A 19,955-nucleotide genomic window follows, 5' to 3' on the forward strand; every position below is an offset into this window, starting at 1 on the left:
GTAAATGCCCGGAATTCACGAGTAAAACGCCAAAACTCACGAGTAAATGCCCGGAATTCAAGAGTGAAACGCCGAAACTCACCTCACGTATAAAGATACCGTATTGATGGTAAACAAAATAGGCGAGCAGCATAAATACTGTTCGCCTAATTTACTTTCAGTCAGCTTCTATAGTCAGCTTCTTGAAGAACGCCAAGTGATGTGTGATTCAGTGCGTGGACAGCCGCTATTATTTTCTCTGTCTCTACTTCATCTCCTATGGCTTTATGCAATTTTTCTATAAGCTGGGGTTTTGTTAATGGGTTCCCAGGACTTCCTTTAGGTGTATCGATTCGTTTCGATAGTACGTCCCCACTCGTTGTGGTCACGGTCACAATTGTAAATCTTCCCACTGGGAGTGCTGCTTTGGAAGGCTTGATCGTTGCATCCGTCTCCCTATTTACTTTTTGCAAGGATTTTCTCCATGAATGGGGAAGAGGTTTCGATTCAAAAGAAGCAAAGGTCAGGGGCTTGCCTGTAAGCGCGAGCCATACAATATACTCAATCGAAAATCTTCCTTCTTCACCGGTTGAAGGGCTATGGTGAATCAAAGCGGAATCACCATTTGGAGGAAAGCAAACACTCACCGATTCAATATCTTCTTCCGACAAATCGTACGTCTTATGTAAAAAGACAGCTGCATCAGCGCCATGTGCCGCAGCAGAACAAAAAGGGTACTGTTTAAACCATAATCCCGGTGTTACGATCCGCCATGTCTTTCCCCAATTTTCCGTCAAATCGGTAACTCCATTTTCTGCATATACCTCAAAGAATCCATTCTTATCATTCAAAAAGTCGGGGTTGCTATGTAATCCCATCCGAATCCAATCAGCGGAATCCACAGCGTTTTTAGCAGCAATCCCTACATGGAGCGGCTTTATTACAGTGCCAAATTGGAGTCGTAAACCCGCCGATTGGGTAGCTGCAAGACTCATGGTTTCAGCTATTAAGCGTGGTGAGTATTCCCGTAAATACGCAACCGCACCAGCTGCAGCTATTACGCCAAGTGTAGCTGTATTATGCCAGCCTTTTGTATAATGATATGGGTTCATAGCTTCCCCGAACCGAGCCATGATTTCCACACCAACCACATAGGCAGCTAAAAAACGTTTTCCTGTCATTTCAGGTTCTCCAACTGCTAACAAAGCAGACAAAATGACTGCGCTTGGATGACCTCGTACGTCTGAATGTACATCATCATAATCTAGTAAATGAGCTTGAAAGCCATTGAAGAGTGCGGCCTGGGATCTTGTTGCATGTATGTGGCTTCCAATCAAGTAACTCGTCCCATTTCCGCCTTCTTCCAAAATGATTTGCTTTAAAATCGTAATTTCCTTTTCGGATTTCGTTTGATAGGAAACAGCAAGATAATCAAGAAGTCCATCAATTGCAGCTTGTAATACTCCTTCATTTACCAACGGATTGGAATGATAAATCATTTCAGATAACCTTTCCGTGTTCATGCACTTCACTTCCTTTTTTGCCTGGCAGATCCTTCCGTTTCATCTCCCATCTGCCGTAAAAAACGCTGAGTTCGCGGATTAAGAGAATGCTCAATTACTTGTTCTGGGGTGCCTTGTTCGATAATATGTCCGTCTGCCATGAATATGACATGGTCAGCAACTTCCTTGGCAAATTGCATTTCATGCGTCACGATCACCATTGTGGTATCCTCTTTCGCTAACTCCCGTATGACTTGTAAAACCTCATTAACCAATTCGGGATCTAGAGCGGAGGTAGGTTCATCAAATAAAATGGCATGTGGTTTCACAGCTAATGCTCTAGCGATGCTGACACGCTGCTGTTGCCCGCCGGATAAGGTAGCGGGGTATTGTTGGGCTTGTTTTTCCAAGCCAACCCGTTTCAATAAATCAACGCCGATTTGAATGGCTTCCTCTTTTTTCATTTTTTTGCTGACAAGCAATGCTTCAATCACGTTTTTTAAGGCCGTTTTATTTTTAAAAAGGTTATAGTGTTGGAATACCATCGCTGTTTGCTGTCTTAATTGATAGGCGTCTTTCTCTTTATATTTTTGGGTATCCAATTTTACATCCTTGATTTCGATGGTGCCGCTGTTGGGCTTTTCCAACAAGTTCAGACAGCGTAATAACGTTGATTTTCCAGAACCTGAAGGGCCAATAATGGCGACAACTTCCCCGGTTTTTATTTCCAAGTTAATATCGTTCAATACTTGTTTATCATCGAAATATTTAGATAAGTTTCTTACTTTTATCATATGATCACCTTCTAAGTGGTTTGCTGAGCCAAATTTCCAGGTATTTTTGTATCCAAGAATAAAGAATAACCAATAGCCAGTAAATCAAGCCAACCACCAAATACGTCTCGAAAAAGCGCATGTTAGCGGATGCAATAATTTTTCCCTCTGCAAATAGTTCCGTAATTCCTAATGTAAAGGCAAGGGACGTTTCTTTAATCAAAGATATAAATGTATTCCCTGTTGCGGGCAATGCATTTAAAGCAGCCTGTGGTAATATGATTCGCGAGTAAATCTGCACTCTTTTCATGCCTGTTGCAAGGCCCGCTTCCATCTGCCCTTTGTCCACGGAGTTCAAACCAGCTCGGAAAATTTCTGCTAAATAAGAGGATTCCTTCAAACTGAATCCAATGATTGCCGCCGTCATTGCTTCCATCGTTGACAACGACGGGAATAACTGTGGTAAACCGTAATAAATGATGAATAATTGTACCAATGTTGGCATTCCACGGAATAAAGAGATATATAAGCCTGCCAACTGGGTGATTCCAAAAATATTGCTATTTCTTATTAAGGCTACTACAAGTCCGATAATAATGGCTAAAGCCATCGAAATGATGGCTAAAACTAGAGTGATTGGAATAAATTTTGCGATTTGCAGGGAAATTTCCAACATATATTGTAAATCAAAATTCATAATGCTTTAAAACCTCCGCTATGCTTATTCGCCGGAATTCGTGGTGATGTCTTCACCAAAATATTTATTGGACAGCTTCGCTAATGTACCATCTTCTTTAAGTTTTTTGATTTCTGCCGTGAATTCATCATTTAGTTTTTTGCCTTTTTCTGTTTTGGTAAATGGATAGCCTACATTTTCATAGGCCACTGGATCGCCAACCAGTTTTAGCGGAAGATCATTTTTCTTTATCTCGGCAACCAGGATTGGGCGGGAATTGATATAGCCATCTACACGGTTGTTAATGGCATCTTGCATCGCACCATCCCGGGTTTCATAGGTTCGTATTTTGATTTCGCCATTTTTATCATATTTTTCTAGGTTTGTGACGTTATTAGACCCCAGCACACCGGAAACGGTTTTGCCTTTAAGATCAGCCAAACCTTTAATATCATCGTTTTTTGTGCTTGATACAATTTGTGCACCATAATAACTATACGGCTCTGTAAAATTAAATTGCTCTTCGCGTTCCGGTGTTATAGCAACGGCATTCGCAACGGTGTCCAGTTTACCTGATCCCAATTGCCCCATTATCCCACTGAAATCAGAAGTGACCCACTCTACCTTGTATCCTAAATTCTTGGCGATGAGTTCTGTAAGTTCTACGTCAAAACCTATTAATTTACCATCCTCTTGATAACCATTTGGATAGCTTTGGCCAGTGGACCCCACTTTAATTGTTTTTTGTTCGGAATCATTGGCCGCATTCTCTTGTTTTGAATTGCCACATGCTGCAAGTACTAATATGAAAAGTAATGCGAGTCCAAGGGAAAGAATTTTTTTCATCGTTATTTACCTCCTGTTATTAAATGGTTTGATTATGTTTTTCAGTCCAAGCTTGATATTGTCCAGGCTGCAAGATTTTCCTCAAATAAATTGTGAGATGGCCTTTGCCTAAATCTTTTTGCCCGATCTCTTCAAATCCACTTTTTTCGTACATTTCCTTTAGCCATGGATGATTATCCGCGGTTCCGAGCGTAACCGCGGGGGCTCGGAGTTGCTTCTTCAAAATTTCTTCTTCGAGCCATGACAGCACTTTTTTCCCTATTCCTTGACGCTTATACGCAGGGTTTGTAGCGAACCAGCCTATGTGTGGCAATACGAGCGGGCCAGGATTAGGGCCCCAAGGCAACCGAATCGATACGGTCGAAATAAATATCCCGTTTTCCTCCAGGACATATACCTTATTTTCGGATATATGTTTTATTGCTTCCTCCCTCGTGGCCGTTGCTGCAGAGAAGTGAATATCCAACTCTCTTATACTCGCATAAGCATCCAATGTTAATTGGAGGAATTTATCCACATCTTCTACACGTACTTCACGAAATGTTTGACTCATCTTGCGCCTCCTATACTCTATCTAGTTAATTCCTCTTCGGGTGGGTGCTTCCGTCCTTGAGAACTATCCGCCAGGTGTAAGTGTTTAAAGCTGGGAATATTGGTTGGCCGGTTTATCCAGGCCAAGATTCCCTCGTAATGTGGTGCTTTCATATTCAGTACGGAAAATTCCTTTCGATTGCAGTTCAGGGACAACAAGTTCTACAAAATCCGTTAAAGAATCAGGCAAGAGGGCTGGCATAATATTAAAGCCATCAGCCGCATTTCCATTCACCCAATCTTCAATCTTATCCGCAATCTGCGTTGGTGTTCCAATTGCGATATGATGTCCACGTGATCCTGCAACCCACTGATATGTCTGACGTAACGTCAGATTTTCATTGATTGCCCGTTTAACGATCAAATCATATTTACTTTGGATGCCGTCTACATGTTCTGGTAGCGTAATATCAGCAAACGGTGTATCCAAAGGGATGTTCGAAAAATCCACATTTCCAAAATATCTTCCCATAACAGCCAATCCTATTTCGGGAATGATCAGCTCCTGCAATGCCTCGTACTTTTCTTTGGCTTCCTTCTCGGTCTGTCCTACAATCGGGAACAAACCTGGCATGATGCTCAAGCTGTTTTTCGCCCGATTGAAAGCGGCCAATTGACCTTTTAATTCATGGTAAAATGAAACCGCGTCCTCCTTGTTCTCCTGGGCAGTAAAGACGATCTCTGCGTGCTTTGCTGCAAGCAATTGCCCAGGGCCAGAAGAGCCTGCTTGTACAATGACCGGATGCCCCTGGGGGGAGCGGGAAATATTTAATGGTCCTTTTACATTGAAAAACTCACCTTGATGATTGATTTCATGAAACTTGCTTTCATCAATGAATTGGCCTGTTTCTTTATCGATGACCAATGTATCGTCTTCCCATGAGTCCCACAATTTCTTGGTAACTTCAACAAATTCAGTCGCCCTTTTATAACGGAGACCATGTTCTAAATGTTCTGACTTATTGAAGTTTACTGCAGTGGAGGCAAGGGACGTCGTGACTACGTTCCAGCCAGCGCGGCCGGAGGTAATATGGTCTAAAGAAGCAAATTTCCTAGCAACATTAAAGGGTTCTTCGTAAGTGGTGGAGGCCGTTGAAACCAAACCAATATTGGAAGTCGCCGAGGCTAGATAAGATAACAAGGTCAATGGCTCGAATCGAGTCAGAATATTAGGATGCGAGTCCTTTGCAACTGACAAACTATCTGCCAAAAATAATAAGTCAAATAAACCTTTTTCGGCAGTCTGGGCCAACCCTTTAAAATAATCGATGCTCATATTACCTTTCGGATTGGCGTTAGGATGTCTCCAGGAAGCAACGTGATGTCCTGTTCCGGCCAAAAATACACCAAGCTTTACTGTTTTCTTTTTCATGTGTCAATTGCTCCTTTATGTCTTCACTTTTAAACGCAGGGGATTTATAATGGGTATATCCTTACTGGTTTACTATGAATTACTGCTGAAATAAAACCCGCTTCAGTTTAGAAGAGGGTTTCTTCCGACTATGTATTTCCTTACTTGTTTTCTACTAAATTGAATCCTTTTTCGGATTGATACGTTAATATAATATAGAAATTAAATCAAATGGTAGCATCTTATATAATAAATTGTCAATGTTAAATATTCGGAATATACACACTTATCATCTCCGGAAAACATTGTTATGGTGCTTATGACTCGACCTAAATTAGAGCTTAGTCTTTATACGTTAATCAAATAGCTTATTTGAAAGCTGTTTCAATTGATATTCCTTGGCTATTAGCTTTCGTTCTTTACTATTCGGATTTTTAAGGAGATGGACAACCGTTGACCATGAGCAATGTAGAATTGGAAAATTATTTATTGGAATTCAGACGCGATCTTCATATGACACCTGAATTATCAAACCAAGAATTTGAAACGACAAAAAAAATTAAAGAAGCGCTTCAAACTCAAGATATCAAGATACTTGATTTCCCATTGAAAACTGGTGTCGTAGCTGAGATAAAAGGGAGTAAGCCGGGACCTACGATAGCTCTTCGCTCCGATATTGATGCTTTACCAATTTTAGAGCAATCTGAGGTGGATTTTCCTTCAAGGCACAGCGGCGTGATGCATGCATGTGGTCATGATTTTCACACTTCCGTCATTTTGGGGACTGCTTTTTTATTAAAAAAAGAAGAAAGAGATCTATCCGGAACGATTCGCTTGATTTTTCAGCCTGCGGAGGAAACGGGGCATGGTGCAAGTGCTTTAATGGAAACCGGTGTGCTGGATGATGTGGATGTGATTTTTGGCCTTCATAATGATCCGACATTGCAAGTTGGGGAGTTAGGGACAAAACATGGAGCTCTGACAGCGGGAGTCGATCGCTTTGAAGTGCATGTTAAAGCACCTGGTTCTCATGCGGCCAAACCGGAAGAGGGTAATGATCCGATTATCATAACAGGACATATTATCTCAACGTTGCAAACCATCATCAGCCGCAATGTGGCGCCAAAAGAGTCCGCGGTTTTGAGCATCACCCAAATTCATAGCGGCTCAACGTGGAACGTTATCCCGGATAGTGCATATATGGAAGGAACCGTCCGCACCTTCAGTAAAACTCAACGAGAGTTCATTCAGAAACGTATGAAACAGGTCCTGCACGGTATTAGTGAAACATTCAATGCAAATGTTGAATTATCATGGCATCCTGGCCCGCCATCAGTTGATAATACGCCTGAATGGGCAGATTTGGCGCTTCAGGTTGGAGACACAGCAGGTTACACGACAAAAACCTTGGAAGCTAGTTCAATAGGGGAAGACTTCGCTTTTTACCAAGAAAAAATTCCAGGTGCTTTTGTCATGATAGGGTCGGGCGGTCCTTATGACCTGCATCATCCTAAGTTTATAGTAGATGAAAAAGCACTTTTTCCAGCTGCTTCTTATTTCCGCTTATTGGCTTTAGAAGCGTTAAAAAAAATTCCTGAATGAAATATTAGAAGAGACGGAGGTCCAGTCTCAAAACTTATCCATTGAATGAGTCGGATCGTGATTTAATAGAAGCTGCAAGGGCAAAAATTAGAGATCTTTACGAGGAAAATAGGCATCATGTTGGCGCTGCATTAAAAACGAGTTCAGGAAAAAAGTTGCTGCGGTACATATTGAAGCATATATTGGCCGGGTTACTGTATGTTCAGAAGCCATTGCGATCGGCAAGGCGATATCGGACGGGGAAAAGGGATTCGATACCATCGTGGCTGTTAAGCATCCCTATTCCGATTATGAAGAAAGAGCTTTTAAAGTGATTAGCCCGTGTTGGATGTGTCGGGAATTAATCTCGGATTATGCAAAAGAGTGCTTTGTCATCCTGAATATTAATGAACGGTAAAGACGAAGGTCGGTGAATTAATGCCGTATAAATACACGAGGGAATCATGATAAATGCAATGGAAAAAACACGCTTCGGGGAGTCCTAAGCGTGTAAGTGTATTATTTCAAGCTAGATGACAAGTATTGTTCACAGATGGTGATATCATCGTCTTCTAGAACATAAGGATGTGTTTCCAGCAAAATGGTTTTCAGGTATTCTGGCATCCTATCACCTTTGTACGCACAAATTAATGGAAATGACAGCAGATTTACAGCTTTGTCTACTGTTCTCTCAAATTCCTCTATGATATGCAGAGGCTCTTCCAAGGTTGCCCATTCCACATGTGCCCATGATCGGAAAGAGATTTTATTTTCGACATAGGGCTGAACCGTTTTATTAAAGTATTCTTCGATTGCAGGAGGATGATAACTGCCGCTTGAGCAATAGAAATCGAAGTTGTTCACAAAGTGAAGGAGCTTCATTTGATCTTTTGTTAACCGAGTGCTTAGTTCTTTATGGATAATGGGGTAAATACGGTCATTTTCAACAAGAATGACGTAATCCCCCGCCATGATGCCATCTTGGATATAACTTAAAACTTGTTTAATGTAATTTTCCATTTCATTATAGGAATATAGCACATGAACATTTTTTTGGTCTTCGAACAACTGATTCATTTTGCTTTTCAATATATCAATCCTTCTTTCATGTATCGCTTCCATTATACTAGAATTCCATAGCAGGACAAAATGAGAGTTTTTAACAAGGGCAAAAAGCAATCCTTCTTCATTGAAGGATTGCTTTTCCGTTTTATTTCAGCCGTTCGATCAGGTCGGTCATTTTATCCAAAGTGGTTATGTTCTGGTTGCATTTCATGCTGTCCAGACAAATATAATTCCCTTTTTTAATGAATGTCCCTTGGACGGTTCCTTTTGTTTCAGACATGAACATCCCTACTTCTTCAAAGCGGCTGCATATGGCACAAATCCCTTTTTTGTTGGCAGGTTTAATGGTTCCATGCAATCCGGTGAGTTTATGATGATGGGGGGCAATGATGAATTTCTTTCCGGATCCGACATCATCCCATCCCAGGTATGAAATCTCTCTCAAATCGATGTTTTCCAACAAAGGGCTTTTTAATTTCTTTGCTTTAGGAAATAGTTTTTTTATCGTTTTTTCGGTTACTTCTTTAAATGGGATCACAAATGGCTTTACCTGTAGTAGAAAGGCTTCGGCTTGTGCGGGATCTTTGATGGTATCCACTGGATCCAGCAGTTGTTTTTGCTCTTCGCTCAAGTCACTGAATAAGCTTAGTACCCTTTCTTTGGCGACTGTTTTCAGGGTGTTGATCACATCCTTATCGTTGGCAGTCGCGTGTCCATTTATGAGAATTTGTGTTTGGGATTTTATGAAGTTATACTGCTCGCTCCTGATAAAAGGTTCCATTTTCTTCACTCCTGTTTCTTCAAGTGTTACCGTTTCTCTTTACTTTACATAAATTGCATCTGCTTTAAAAGGGGGGAAACGACTAAGAAACATACTCGGCATACAAATAGCACTGATATCATTATCAGTGCTACCCGTTTTATCTTTATTTAGAATATACGATTTTCTTGATGGTTTCCGCGGAGAGAAAATGTTCCTCGGCTAATTGATGGATGGAATGCCCGTCTTTGAAAGCATATTTTATAGAGGCATTTCGGTCATCGATCAATTCCCTTGATCCCGAACGGGTTCCCCATTTGTGATGGGCTTTTTCGGGTTTAGGGATATATATGGTTTCACCTTGCACATACTTTTGAATTTCAACGATCAGCTTTTCAGGTAAAACGGCCGTCGCTTTTACATACTTCATTTCTGCCAGCCCCTTATTCTTTATTAAGAATGAAATAAGGTGCAAAGCCGAATATTAGAAATGATAAGGCGGGCGATTAAATTTAGCTTAATTCAACCCCATGCAAAGTATCGCCTCCAATACTAGGCTTTGCATGAGACGCTGCAGAAGGTGGCATTAACATTCGTATTGCCATCTTTACACCTCCCCTTTGTGTTTCTGAAGAACACGTGTTGTTCTTATTATAAAATAGAATAGGGTGAGTTGCCAAACTTTTTCCAATGTTAAAGCTGAATCGGCGGGCTGATTGTTTGATAATGTTCTGAGTCCATGAAATAATTTGGAGGGAAACCAAACTAAACATTATGGGAGCTGACTTTATGAAAGTATTCGTAGTTGGGGCAAATGGGCAGATCGGTAAACATCTTGTAGATTTATTAAACGACAGCCCGAATCATAGTGTACGGGCAATGGTTCGCAAAGAAGAACAAAGTGAGCATTTAAAGAAAAATGGAATTGAATCTGCAGTCGTCAGTTTAACTGGATCAGTGGATGAGATTGCGAATGCGGCGAAAGGCTGCGATGCCATCGTGTTCACAGCAGGGTCCGGAGGTAGCACCGGTGCTGATCAAACGCTGTTGATTGATCTGGATGGTGCAGTTAAAACGATTGAAGCGGCAGAAAACCTGGGAATCGCCCGATTCATCATGGTGAGTGCTTTTCAGGCCAATAATCGCGAAAACTGGAATGAAGCCATCAAACCGTATTATGTGGCCAAGCACTATGCGGATAGGGCATTGTTACAAAGCGATTTAAATTATACGATCATTCGGCCCGGCGGTCTGGTTAATGAACCGGGAACGGGCAAAGTGACCGCCGCCGAGGAATTGGAAAGAGGCTCGATTGCCCGTGAAGATGTGGCTCGAACGATCCTTGCTTCATTGACCGATGAAAATACCTATAAGCGTTCATTTGATTTAATCTCTGGCGATACTGCAATCGCGGAAGCCTTGAGGAAAATTTAACGTAAAACAGGGGGCAGAGCCACTCAGTGGACTCTGCTTATTTAATTCCTTCGATATTCTTGATGACCTTCGCTGGATTTCCACCGACAACAACGCCTTCAGGAACATCCTTTGTTACGACGGCCCCTGAGGCGACAACAGAATGACTCCCTATTGTAACGCCAGGATTGATGATGGCCCTTCCTCCAATCCATACATGATCCCCTATCGTAACCGGTTTTCCGTATTCCACTCCAGAACTGCGTTCAAAGGGATCCAGCGGATGTGTAGCTGTATAGATATGCACTCCGGGAGCCAACATGCAGTCCCTGCCAATTTTCACTTCGCAAACATCCAAAATGACACAATCAAAATTAGCATAAAAGTTTTCCCCGACAGAAATATTGTATCCATAGTCACAACGGAAAGTGGGTTCAATATATACATTTAGCCCAGTGGAACCTAAAAGCCGTTTCAGCAGTGCAGTCCGTTCAGCCCCTTCGCTTTCCGTTGTCTGATTGTATAACCTGGTCAACTTTCTGGCATTTTCCCTATCTCTGATTAATTCCGGATCAGCGGCGATGTAAGGTTTCCCGCTCACCATCTTTTCTTTTTCAGTATTCATGTATGCGCCTCCTGTTTCTTTTTTTATATAGTTTGAAGAAATATCTCAATATTAAAACATTTTTCCTGCAAAATAAATTGCAGTACTTTTTACTCAACTTTTCTGTTAAATCTAAATGCCTCGCTCGTTTTTTTAAAAAGAAGTTAGAAAAGAAAGATTTTTCCGAATAATGAATGAAATAGCTTTGACAAACGTTCCGCCGGATTTTATAGTAAGAAGAGTTATGGATGATTCATAGTTTCATGAAGGTCCATTTTAACAGATCAGTAGAATGGTACGAAGTTCATGTCATTTTTTTTCGGAAATTGTGGACAACTCTTTTCTTGGTTAAGATAATCACATAACAATGGAGGGTTCTATATGTCACAGAAAGCACCGCTGTCTTTCGTCATTGTAACAGGATTAATGCTTTTTGCTTTATTTTTTGGTGCAGGAAACTTAATTTTCCCTGCGATGCTCGGTCAATCCGCGGGGACCAATTTATGGTCGGCCAGTTTAGGATTCATCATTACTGGTGTTGGACTGCCATTCATTACAATATTGGCCTTTGGTTTTTCAGGAAAAAATGATGTTCAATCGCTTGCAAGCAGGGCACACCCGTTATTCGGCATCATTTTCACCGTCGTTCTTTATTTATCTTTGGGACCGCTTTTCGCGCTTCCTAGAACGGGGAGTGTATCCTACGAAATAGGGATTAAGCCTTTCCTATCTAATGATGTCGGTTTTTTACCATTGCTGATATTCACGATCATATACTTTGGAATTGCCTGTTTATTATCCATCAATCCATCAAAAATGTTCGATATCGTCGGAAAAATATTAACACCTTTATTATTGATTTTCATCGGGATTCTCATTGTGGTCGCAATTATTAACCCAATGGGTGAAATCCAGTCACCAGTGGCAGATTATTCAGATAATTCTTTCTTTAAGGGGTTTAAAGAAGGATATTTGACCATGGATACGTTGGCCGCATTTGCATTTGGGATCATCGTCATCAATGCGATCAAAGATAGAGGGATAACATCAAGAAAAGAAGTGTTGGGCTTCTGTCTGAAAGCCGGCTTAATCGCTGCCACCTTGTTGGTGATCGTTTATACGTCCTTAGTATATGTAGGGGCAACAAGTGTGGAAAAGCTCGGTCAACTGGGTAATGGCGGAGACGTTTTGGCTCAAGCCTCGAACCATTTCTTCGGACCGGCTGGTGCCGTGTTGTTAGGATTGATTGTAATCGCGGCTTGCCTGACGACAAGCATCGGTTTGATAACGGCTTGTGCTACGTATTTCAATAAAATACTGCCTGCCGTATCATATAAATCATATGTCGTCATCTTCTCCGTTTTCAGTGCGGCCGTTGCCAATGTAGGTTTGACCAAGCTGATTTCCATTACAGTGCCTGTGTTAACGGCGCTTTATCCCGTGGCGATCGTTTTGATTGTTCTTACGTTCTTCCATTCCTTATTCAAAGGGAAATCGGAGGTATATTTAGGAAGTCTATTATTAACGGCCATCATCAGCATAATGGATGGAATAGTGGCATCAGGCATTAAACTGGATGCCGTTTCGGACCTTTTCACTCAATACCTTCCACTATATAGTGTAGGGGTGGGCTGGGTGATTCCTGCCATCATCGGCGGTGTATTGGGCTACATGGTATACCTATTGAAAGGTGACCCTAAGGAAGCCTATTAAGGGATATCAGAATGAACCTCGAATAACGTTGATTTCCACTCCAGGCACTCGCTTTCCGCGGGCGGTCCGGGAGCCTCCTCGGCGCTCTTTGCGCCTGTGGGGTCTCCCTTGGCCGCGCTTTTCCGCAGGAGTCTCGTACCTTCCGTTCCAATCAACTGGATTGTCTTTAAAGAAAAAACTGTAGTTGGTTTCATCTTTAAGCTTGATTAAGACAGGGTTACACTTTCGTTTTTTATTGTTTTATGAACCCTTATTGGATTGAAGAAATTTGCGACACTCCTGCCGAATATCTGGCTAGCCAAGACCCCACAGCCGCTTGTGGTGAGGAGGGGCAGACAGTCGGCGGAAAGGGAGCGGATTTCAGAAATCTGCTGGAACGTCTTTTTAAAAAAACTGCAGGTAAACTAGTTCTATATGGGTTTTTATTGTTTTATGAACCCTTGTTGGATTGAAGAAATTTGCGACACTCCTGCCGAATATCTGGCTAGCCAAGACCCCACAGCCGCTTGCGGTGAGGAGGCTTGGCAGACAGTCGGCGGAAAGGGAGCGGATTTCAGAAATCAAGCTGGAACGTCTTTTTCATAAAAAGCTGACGCGATTTAGTTCTATATGTTTTTTTATTGTTTTATGAACCCTTATTGGATTGAAGAAATTTGCGACACTCCTGCCGAATATCTGGCTAGCCAAGACCCCACAGCCGCTTGCGGTGAGGAGGCTTGGCAGACAGTCGGCGGAAAGGGAGCGGATTTCAGAAATCTGCTGGAACGTCTTTTAGATAAAAAAGCTGCAGCGAACTAGTTCAATATGGTTTTTTATTGTTTTATGAAACTCTTATTGTATGGAAGAAAGCTGCGACACTCAGTTTGTTTTGATGAGTTTTGGTTAGAGTAAGGAACGGACTTCTGAAATGAAAAACTCACTTTACTCCGGGTTTATCTGCAGTTGGGGAGCTGTCTTGATGACAGCTCCTTTTCTTAGTGTTTGTTTTTAATGGGAAAGAGCCTTAAAATGTTCAGAAAGGGGTGTAGGAACATAATGATCAATCGATTACCAACAGAAATAGCAAATATATTACAAGCAAGCAAAAAGAATCCTGCTCAATTTGAGGAATTGATCAGGAGTGGCGGATATCTCCCTCCCGAGATGGAGTTGATGGTGGATGCCATCACGGCCTTGAGCATGGGGAAGAATATCCTTTTGAAGGGTCCGACAGGGGCTGGAAAGACAAAGTTTGCCGAGACTTTATCGAACTTATTCAATCAGCCGATGTTCAGTGTCAACTGCTCAGTCGACTTGGATGCAGAAAGCTTATTGGGCTTCAAGACGCTGGCTTACAAAGAGGAAAAACAAGTGATAGAATTCGTACCTGGACCAGTGACCAATTCGATGAATCACGGTCATTTCTTATATATAGATGAAATCAACATGGCAAAACCGGAGACTCTGCCGCTTATCAATGGTGTGCTTGATTACAGAAGGACGATAACGAATCCGTTCACGAATGAAGTGATAACGGCAAAAGAGGGCTTTAATGTGATTGCTGCAATCAACGAAGGGTATGTCGGGACAGTGCCGCTGAACGAAGCGCTAAAAAATAGGTTTGTCATCATTGAAGTTCCTTATATCGAAGGGGAGCAGTTAAAGCAATTGATAGAAACCAATACAAAGCTGAAGGACCCAAGAAGTATTGATTTGTTCGTTAAACTGTCGAGTGATTTGATAAATGCCGTGAATCAAGGGAAGGTGGCTGAAGATGCGGCGTCGATCAGGGCTTTGCTTGACGCTTGCGATCTGAGTGTGTTGATCCCGCCGAAACGGGCGATCCTTCGTTCCATTGTGGATAAGTTGGACGAGGAACGGGAGCGTGAGTTCGTGAAGAACTTGGCTGACACATTATTCTAACTAGGAGAATGCCTCATGAAGTATATCCGGTTCAATGATTCAATAATAGATACGGCACTTTTTTTACAGCTTCAGGATCTCTCGACCGTTTTATCCGGCATTCCTGAGCTGGAATTCGAATACAATTATGGCTCCTTCATTGATCTGATCGAGAATAAGGTCACTGCCAGCCACTTTTGGGAAAATGGCAATAAGGAAGTGAAGGAAGCAGGGCTGAAAACGGACGTGCTTCTTAGAACGATAGGCACGCTGCATCATACAACAATCCGGAGCATGAAGGAGTACCAGGACAGCATCGGGGAAAGTTCACTTCCGAAGTTTGCAGCCCAATTATTCGCTTTGCTGGAAGATTTGCGATTGGAAGAATTGGTGAAGAAAGAAAGACCAGGCACGAAAAAATGGTTTTCGGTAAGGGGGGCTTACCTTAAACAATATTTCGAAAGCCAATTGGCGACGAATGTCACAAGAAGTTTTGCACTGGATGAATTATATTGCCTCATATATTTACTGCTTCAATCCGACAGGCCGGATCCGATTTTTCCGAGAGCCAACGAAAGGCAGCTGGAAGAACTGGAGAAACTCAAACCGTTCATCCATTCGGTCTTTGATGCCACTAAAACCAGTGATATCACGAGAATTTGCGAGCAAATCGTTTTCCGTGTGAACGATGGGTACGAAGATACGATGAATGAATATTTCATTTTCCCCATTGCAAGTGTGGAAAAGTATAAAGCAAATACCTTATTTGATGAACTGACTAGAAATGATGAACTTTTAAACGATGATACAGATGATGCAGACGAAGAAAAAAGTGAGTTCATTGATGAAAAGTTCTCGACTTGGCATCGAGAGAACAAGAACGGCGAAAGTAATTCGACGTTTCTCCAATTTGAATTGGAGCAGGGAACGAAAACAAGCCTGATGGGCGGAGGTGCCCGGGAAGCGGAAGATGCCGACCAAGCACTGGCTTCGATCCAGGGTTCATCAGGGGAAAGTCAACAAAAGGAATACAATCAGCAAGAAACGCTGGAGAAGAAACAAACCAATATGGGCAAAAGCGGTGAACATCCATTTGGTGAAGAAAATAAAGACGTCGTTCAGGTAATCAAAGAAGCCAAAGTACCAACACTTATGGAAGAGAAACGCTACCGAGAGTTTGTTGCGGATATCGAACCGTTCAAGAGGAAACTCTCCAGTACCATTGAAAAGACGCTGGAAAATAAAAAGAACGCACCAAGAAAAGATTTGGTTTTTGGCCGTTTATCAAAGAAATTACTGCCGCTTGTATTTGAAGAAAATCCAAGGGTCTTTTATAAAAAGAACCAGGATTCCAATGAAATGGATGCGGTATTCACATTGCTTATCGATTGCTCGGCTTCCATGCACAACAAAATGGATGAAACGAAACGAGGGGTCGTCCTGTTTCATGAAGTGCTGAAGAAATTAAGGATCCCCCACTCGATCGTGGGTTTCTGGGAAGATGCCAATGAAGTGAGGGAAGGATATCAGCCAAACTACTTCCATGTGATCCAGTCCCATTCCGATTCTCTTTATCTAAACTCAGGAGCTAAAATCATGCAGCTTGAGCCAGAGGAAGACAACCGCGACGGATACAGTATCAGGGTTGCCACAATGGAATTGGAAAAAAGGCGCGAAAAAAACCGTTTCTTGCTCGTATTTTCCGATGGTGAGCCGGCAGCAAGCGATTATGATCAAAATGGCATTGTCGATACACACCTTGCTGTTTCGGAAGCCAGAAAAAAAGGCATCGAAGTCATCGGCTTGTTTTTAGCGGATGGAGGCATCGATGAAAGTGAAGAGATAACGATGAAAAACATCTATGGCAAAGAACGCCTGATGATTCCGAGTGTAGCTGAATTGCCAGAGCAATTTACACCGCTGTTAAAAAAATTGCTGCTGAAGACCATTTAAAAAATATATAGATAAAAACGCAGTAGGATTCAAGTTTTGGATCTTACTGTTTTTTTTTGCTTTGTCAACTATTGGTGGAAACTTAAAATGAACGTCGAATGCGATTTCTTTTGTCGTGATTGGGGTAAACCATAGATGAGGAAGTGATCATTTTGATGAATGTACTTTTTATGCTGCTTTATTTTATAATCATTGTTCTTGTTATTGAAATATCGGTAACCTTGATGAAATTGACTGGATTAAAAGGCACAGTGGCAAGATTTCAGGTAATTTCCATGCTGACGGGCACTGGTTTTACAACTGACGAGTCAAAATCCATTATCGATCACCCCATTCGACGGAAAATAAGCATGTTCTTAATTTTATTTGGTGCATTCTCGCTTGCTGTCATCATTTCATCGATCAGTACATTGCTTACAGATGATCTCCGTTTGATGGAGTTAAGCATCATTATTGGAATCCTGCTGGTTTTAACCGTTTTAGTGAAGGTTCCATTCCTGAATAATAGATTATCGAATAAGATGAAAAGTGAAATGTACAATCATTATGAATTATGGGAACACCCGATAGAAGAAGTCCTATTTTTAGAAGATGAAGACGTGGTCATGGAAATCGATATTTATGAGGACTCGGAGTTCATCGATGTCAAAGCCTTTGATGTCATTTCAGATGGAGCCGACATCAACATTTTATTTATTGAAAGCGGAGAAGTGAAAATCAGAAAAGAGCTATATGAGTATAAAATCAAATTAGGGGATAATCTCTTTTTATATGGAAATAAAAAAGAGATAGAAGAAACATTCTCAAATGAAATCGAAGAGATGAAGAAGAAAAGTGCATCAGACTGAAAAGATCCCAGCCTATATTAAAGCTGGGATCTTTTGCTTCATTAGTGTTTTTTATTCGGTAATTTCTGAGCGGGATTCCCATTGCCTTGACGGCGGAAATTGCCTTCTTCCTTTTTTTGCTGCTCTTGAATGCTTTCAACAAACTCCTTTGAACTTTTCATGGAATGTACCTCCTCCGTTATTTTCTTTTTTACTATAACCAGAAGAGGTGGAATTCATGAGTATGCAAAAAGGAACGGTGGTCATATATGGACGTAAAGTGGTAATTTTGTTCCACAAGTGAGTCGAAAAGAATATGGGTCAATCGTTTTAAATATCGCTATCTAATGTTAGAATACATCACATTAGAATATTTTGAATATTGACAAAAATAGGGTCGGTATCTATAATAATCAATAATAATATCCATGAATAAACGATTATTGGGGTTTTGCCTATGGAACGGACAATGACCGTCCGGGATTTATGTGCGTTGCATACTCATTTATTGAACAATGATATTCAAATTCTTGAAAACCTATCAACGAATTTACCGTTGATAGCCGATTTGAATAAAGCGAATGTGTTTATTGATTGTCCGGTGCGTGAAGGGAAGCATGCCATTGTCGTTGCAGAGGCGTGCGGACACTCCGTGAAATCGGTTTACGATCATCCGGTTGTCGGTAAATTTGCTTACGAGGCATTCGAACCGGCCGTATTTTATGTATTGCGCACCGGAAAGGACATGTTCGTGAATCGGGCATTGACTCAAGAGGGAGCGATGGTCCAGCAAAGTGTCGTTCCAATCAAAGGGGAATGCAATCGGGTCATCGCCGTTTTGATCATGGAAAAGGTGATTCATGAAGAACCTGAATCTTTCAATCAGTTTGATAGGCAAGATCAACAAAATTCCTTAGTTCCTGAATTTATCGAGGAGTCCATTTTCCTGATTAATAACCAAAACCGACTTGTTTATACGAATCCTGCTGCCATTAATTTAGTATCGGAAATATGTTTGACGGACTGTGTTTTAGGTGAATCGATTTTCGATTATTTTCCTGGCTTTGCCGATGTTCTTGCTTCAAAAGAGGACATTTTGATGAAGGAAATGAACATTGGTAAAAAGATTATCCAACTAAAGAAGTTCCATTTGGGCAACAAGAATTCCAATGAAACGTTCATCATCATCCGGGACCTGACTGAACTGCGGGATAAAGAAAGGGAGCTGATCAGCAAGTCAGTAGCGATTCGTGAAATTCATCATCGGGTGAAGAATAATTTGCAGACAGTGGCCAGTTTACTTCGGCTGCAAATGAGGTTAGGAGCCCCTGAAGAAAGCAAGCCCCATTTATTGGTCAGTTTGAACCGGGTGTTAAGCATATCGTCGGTTTATGAAATCATTTTGTCAAGCAGTCAGGTCGATCATGTGGATCTGCTGGAGCTTATTAGAAAAATAGGCGATATGATCGTTCATACGGAGGGTCAAGCTCGCCAATGCGTAAGCATTGAATATAGGGGTGAGCTTCATTCGATTGATTCCGACATTGGCATTTCGGTCGCGCTGGTGGTGAATGAGCTCATTCATAATTGTGTGAAACATGCTTTCAAGGAAGGGACGGAAGGGAACATTACCGTATCCTTGCAAAAGGATGGTCCTGAATTGGAACTTCAAGTAAGAGATGATGGGATTGGATATTCACCTGCAGTGAAACCTTCTTTGGGGCTGGATATCATCCGCATGACGGTGGAAAATGATTTAGATGGGGAGTTTTCGATTCAGCGGATTAAAGAAGGTACCCTGGCTTCTGTAAGATTTCCATACAAGAGGTAGGTGGGAGAAGTGGACAAGAGGATTTTGGTCGTGGAGGATGAATCGATTGTTCTCCTTGATATAACGATCATGCTCAAGGATGCAGGCTTCGATGTGGTTGGACATGCCCGTAATGGCGAGAAGGCGATTGAATTGGCACATGCACTGCAGCCGGATCTCGTATTGATGGATATCAAAATGCCGAAAATGAATGGGCTTAAGGCTAGCGATGTGATATCCAATACCTTTCAGATTCCGGTCCTGCTTTTAACTGCATTCAGCCAGCGTGAATATATCGACGAGGCGAAGCGAGCGAACATCGTCGGATATCTTGTAAAGCCAATTACGGAGGCGAATCTGATTCCGGCAGTGGAGATAGCTTTGCTGCAAGCAGCCAATACAAAGAAGTATCAGGAACGAAATGCTCAATTGGATGAAACGCTCACAAATCGCAAAGTCATTGAAAAGGCAAAAGGAATCATCATGAAAAGGAAGAATGTCACCGAAGAAATCGCTTACAATAAACTGAGAAGGCTTAGTATGGATAAGCAGCTTTCCATGGAGACGGTAGCACGTCGAATCATTGCAAATGATCAAAAACAAGTAAATAGATGAAGCAATGGCGCTTTG

At 41.7% G+C, this 19,955-nt stretch carries 20 protein-coding genes and 1 pseudogene; 10 read left to right on the forward strand and 11 right to left on the reverse strand.

The annotated features are described in order from the left end of the window. Positions 1 to 161: 161 nt before the first annotated feature. From OTG27_RS19165 to OTG27_RS19190, 6 genes are all read right to left on the reverse strand, one after another. Positions 162 to 1,502 (reverse strand): MmgE/PrpD family protein, encoded by a 1,341-nt coding sequence (locus OTG27_RS19165; protein WP_268937771.1) that lies wholly within the window; start codon positions 1,500 to 1,502, stop codon positions 162 to 164. 5 nt (positions 1,503 to 1,507) lie between these two features. Further along, positions 1,508 to 2,275, reverse strand: a complete 768-nt coding sequence (locus OTG27_RS19170; RefSeq protein ID WP_268937772.1) for an amino acid ABC transporter ATP-binding protein — start codon at positions 2,273 to 2,275, stop codon at positions 1,508 to 1,510. 4 nt (positions 2,276 to 2,279) lie between these two features. After that, on the reverse strand, positions 2,280 to 2,951 hold the full coding sequence (locus OTG27_RS19175; protein ID WP_057279163.1) for an amino acid ABC transporter permease: 672 nt from the start codon (positions 2,949 to 2,951) through the stop codon (positions 2,280 to 2,282). A gap of 24 nt (positions 2,952 to 2,975) precedes the next feature. Then, positions 2,976 to 3,776, reverse strand: coding sequence for an amino acid ABC transporter substrate-binding protein (locus OTG27_RS19180; RefSeq protein ID WP_095679321.1), 801 nt, complete (start codon positions 3,774 to 3,776; stop codon positions 2,976 to 2,978). Positions 3,777 to 3,795: 19 nt separating this feature from the next. Then, positions 3,796 to 4,329 carry a GNAT family N-acetyltransferase gene (locus OTG27_RS19185; RefSeq protein WP_264639690.1) on the reverse strand — a complete coding sequence of 178 codons (534 nt, stop codon included), beginning with the start codon at positions 4,327 to 4,329 and terminating at the stop codon, positions 3,796 to 3,798. Between the two features lie 84 nt (positions 4,330 to 4,413). After that, positions 4,414 to 5,739 (reverse strand): LLM class flavin-dependent oxidoreductase, encoded by a 1,326-nt coding sequence (locus tag OTG27_RS19190; RefSeq protein ID WP_268937773.1) that lies wholly within the window; start codon positions 5,737 to 5,739, stop codon positions 4,414 to 4,416. Between the two features lie 438 nt (positions 5,740 to 6,177). Between OTG27_RS19190 and OTG27_RS19195 the strand changes: the two genes are divergently transcribed. Both OTG27_RS19195 and OTG27_RS19200 read left to right on the forward strand, forming a co-directional pair. Further along, positions 6,178 to 7,320, forward strand: coding sequence for an amidohydrolase (locus OTG27_RS19195; RefSeq protein WP_268937842.1), 1,143 nt, complete (start codon positions 6,178 to 6,180; stop codon positions 7,318 to 7,320). 41 nt (positions 7,321 to 7,361) lie between these two features. Beyond that, positions 7,362 to 7,767 (forward strand): annotated as a pseudogene (locus OTG27_RS19200) (cytidine deaminase). Between the two features lie 51 nt (positions 7,768 to 7,818). On the opposite strand, the gene OTG27_RS19205 reads toward OTG27_RS19200, so the two are convergent. The 3 genes from OTG27_RS19205 to OTG27_RS19215 form a co-directional block, all read right to left on the reverse strand. Continuing rightward, a complete protein-coding gene (locus OTG27_RS19205) occupies positions 7,819 to 8,388 on the reverse strand; it encodes an MEDS domain-containing protein (RefSeq protein WP_268937774.1) in 570 nt (189 codons plus the stop codon). Positions 8,389 to 8,509: 121 nt separating this feature from the next. Further along, positions 8,510 to 9,145, reverse strand: coding sequence for a FusB/FusC family EF-G-binding protein (locus tag OTG27_RS19210; RefSeq protein WP_268937775.1), 636 nt, complete (start codon positions 9,143 to 9,145; stop codon positions 8,510 to 8,512). 145 nt (positions 9,146 to 9,290) lie between these two features. Beyond that, positions 9,291 to 9,554 (reverse strand): CD3324 family protein, encoded by a 264-nt coding sequence (locus OTG27_RS19215; protein WP_034310602.1) that lies wholly within the window; start codon positions 9,552 to 9,554, stop codon positions 9,291 to 9,293. 359 nt (positions 9,555 to 9,913) lie between these two features. On the opposite strand from OTG27_RS19215, the gene OTG27_RS19220 reads away from it, so the two are divergent. Further along, a complete protein-coding gene (locus OTG27_RS19220) occupies positions 9,914 to 10,558 on the forward strand; it encodes an SDR family oxidoreductase (RefSeq protein WP_268937776.1) in 645 nt (214 codons plus the stop codon). Between the two features lie 37 nt (positions 10,559 to 10,595). On the opposite strand, the gene OTG27_RS19225 is transcribed toward OTG27_RS19220, so the two are convergent. Further along, complete coding sequence (locus OTG27_RS19225; protein ID WP_268937777.1) at positions 10,596 to 11,162, reverse strand: sugar O-acetyltransferase; 567 nt, start codon at positions 11,160 to 11,162, stop codon at positions 10,596 to 10,598. Positions 11,163 to 11,522: 360 nt separating this feature from the next. On the opposite strand from OTG27_RS19225, the gene brnQ reads away from it, so the two are divergent. The 5 genes from brnQ to OTG27_RS19250 all read left to right on the forward strand — a co-directional run bounded on the left by brnQ (position 11,523) and on the right by OTG27_RS19250 (position 17,536). Then, positions 11,523 to 12,854 (forward strand): branched-chain amino acid transport system II carrier protein, encoded by a 1,332-nt coding sequence (gene brnQ, locus OTG27_RS19230; RefSeq protein WP_268937778.1) that lies wholly within the window; start codon positions 11,523 to 11,525, stop codon positions 12,852 to 12,854. 432 nt (positions 12,855 to 13,286) lie between these two features. Beyond that, positions 13,287 to 13,439: a hypothetical protein gene (locus OTG27_RS19235; protein WP_268937779.1), complete on the forward strand. Its 153-nt coding sequence runs from the start codon at positions 13,287 to 13,289 to the stop codon at positions 13,437 to 13,439. A gap of 450 nt (positions 13,440 to 13,889) precedes the next feature. Beyond that, positions 13,890 to 14,756 carry an ATP-binding protein gene (locus OTG27_RS19240; protein WP_082609479.1) on the forward strand — a complete coding sequence of 289 codons (867 nt, stop codon included), beginning with the start codon at positions 13,890 to 13,892 and terminating at the stop codon, positions 14,754 to 14,756. Between the two features lie 15 nt (positions 14,757 to 14,771). After that, positions 14,772 to 16,688, forward strand: coding sequence for a vWA domain-containing protein (locus OTG27_RS19245; RefSeq protein ID WP_268937780.1), 1,917 nt, complete (start codon positions 14,772 to 14,774; stop codon positions 16,686 to 16,688). Positions 16,689 to 16,843: 155 nt separating this feature from the next. Next, the gene (locus tag OTG27_RS19250) at positions 16,844 to 17,536 is read left to right on the forward strand and encodes a hypothetical protein (RefSeq protein ID WP_268937843.1); all 693 of its coding nucleotides are present in this window, start codon (positions 16,844 to 16,846) and stop codon (positions 17,534 to 17,536) included. A 41-nt stretch (positions 17,537 to 17,577) separates the two neighbouring features. On the opposite strand, the gene OTG27_RS19255 is transcribed toward OTG27_RS19250, so the two are convergent. After that, positions 17,578 to 17,697 carry a DUF4023 family protein gene (locus OTG27_RS19255; protein WP_061465287.1) on the reverse strand — a complete coding sequence of 40 codons (120 nt, stop codon included), beginning with the start codon at positions 17,695 to 17,697 and terminating at the stop codon, positions 17,578 to 17,580. A 275-nt stretch (positions 17,698 to 17,972) separates the two neighbouring features. Between OTG27_RS19255 and OTG27_RS19260 the strand changes: the two genes are divergently transcribed. Next, positions 17,973 to 19,346: a sensor histidine kinase gene (locus OTG27_RS19260; protein ID WP_268937781.1), complete on the forward strand. Its 1,374-nt coding sequence runs from the start codon at positions 17,973 to 17,975 to the stop codon at positions 19,344 to 19,346. 9 nt (positions 19,347 to 19,355) lie between these two features. After that, the gene (locus tag OTG27_RS19265) at positions 19,356 to 19,940 is read left to right on the forward strand and encodes an ANTAR domain-containing response regulator (RefSeq protein WP_053537393.1); all 585 of its coding nucleotides are present in this window, start codon (positions 19,356 to 19,358) and stop codon (positions 19,938 to 19,940) included. The last annotated feature ends 15 nt before the right edge of the window (positions 19,941 to 19,955 follow it).

The organism is Peribacillus sp. AS_2 (assembly GCF_026891895.1).
GTDB classification, from domain to species: Bacteria; Bacillota; Bacilli; order Bacillales; family DSM-1321; genus Peribacillus; species Peribacillus frigoritolerans.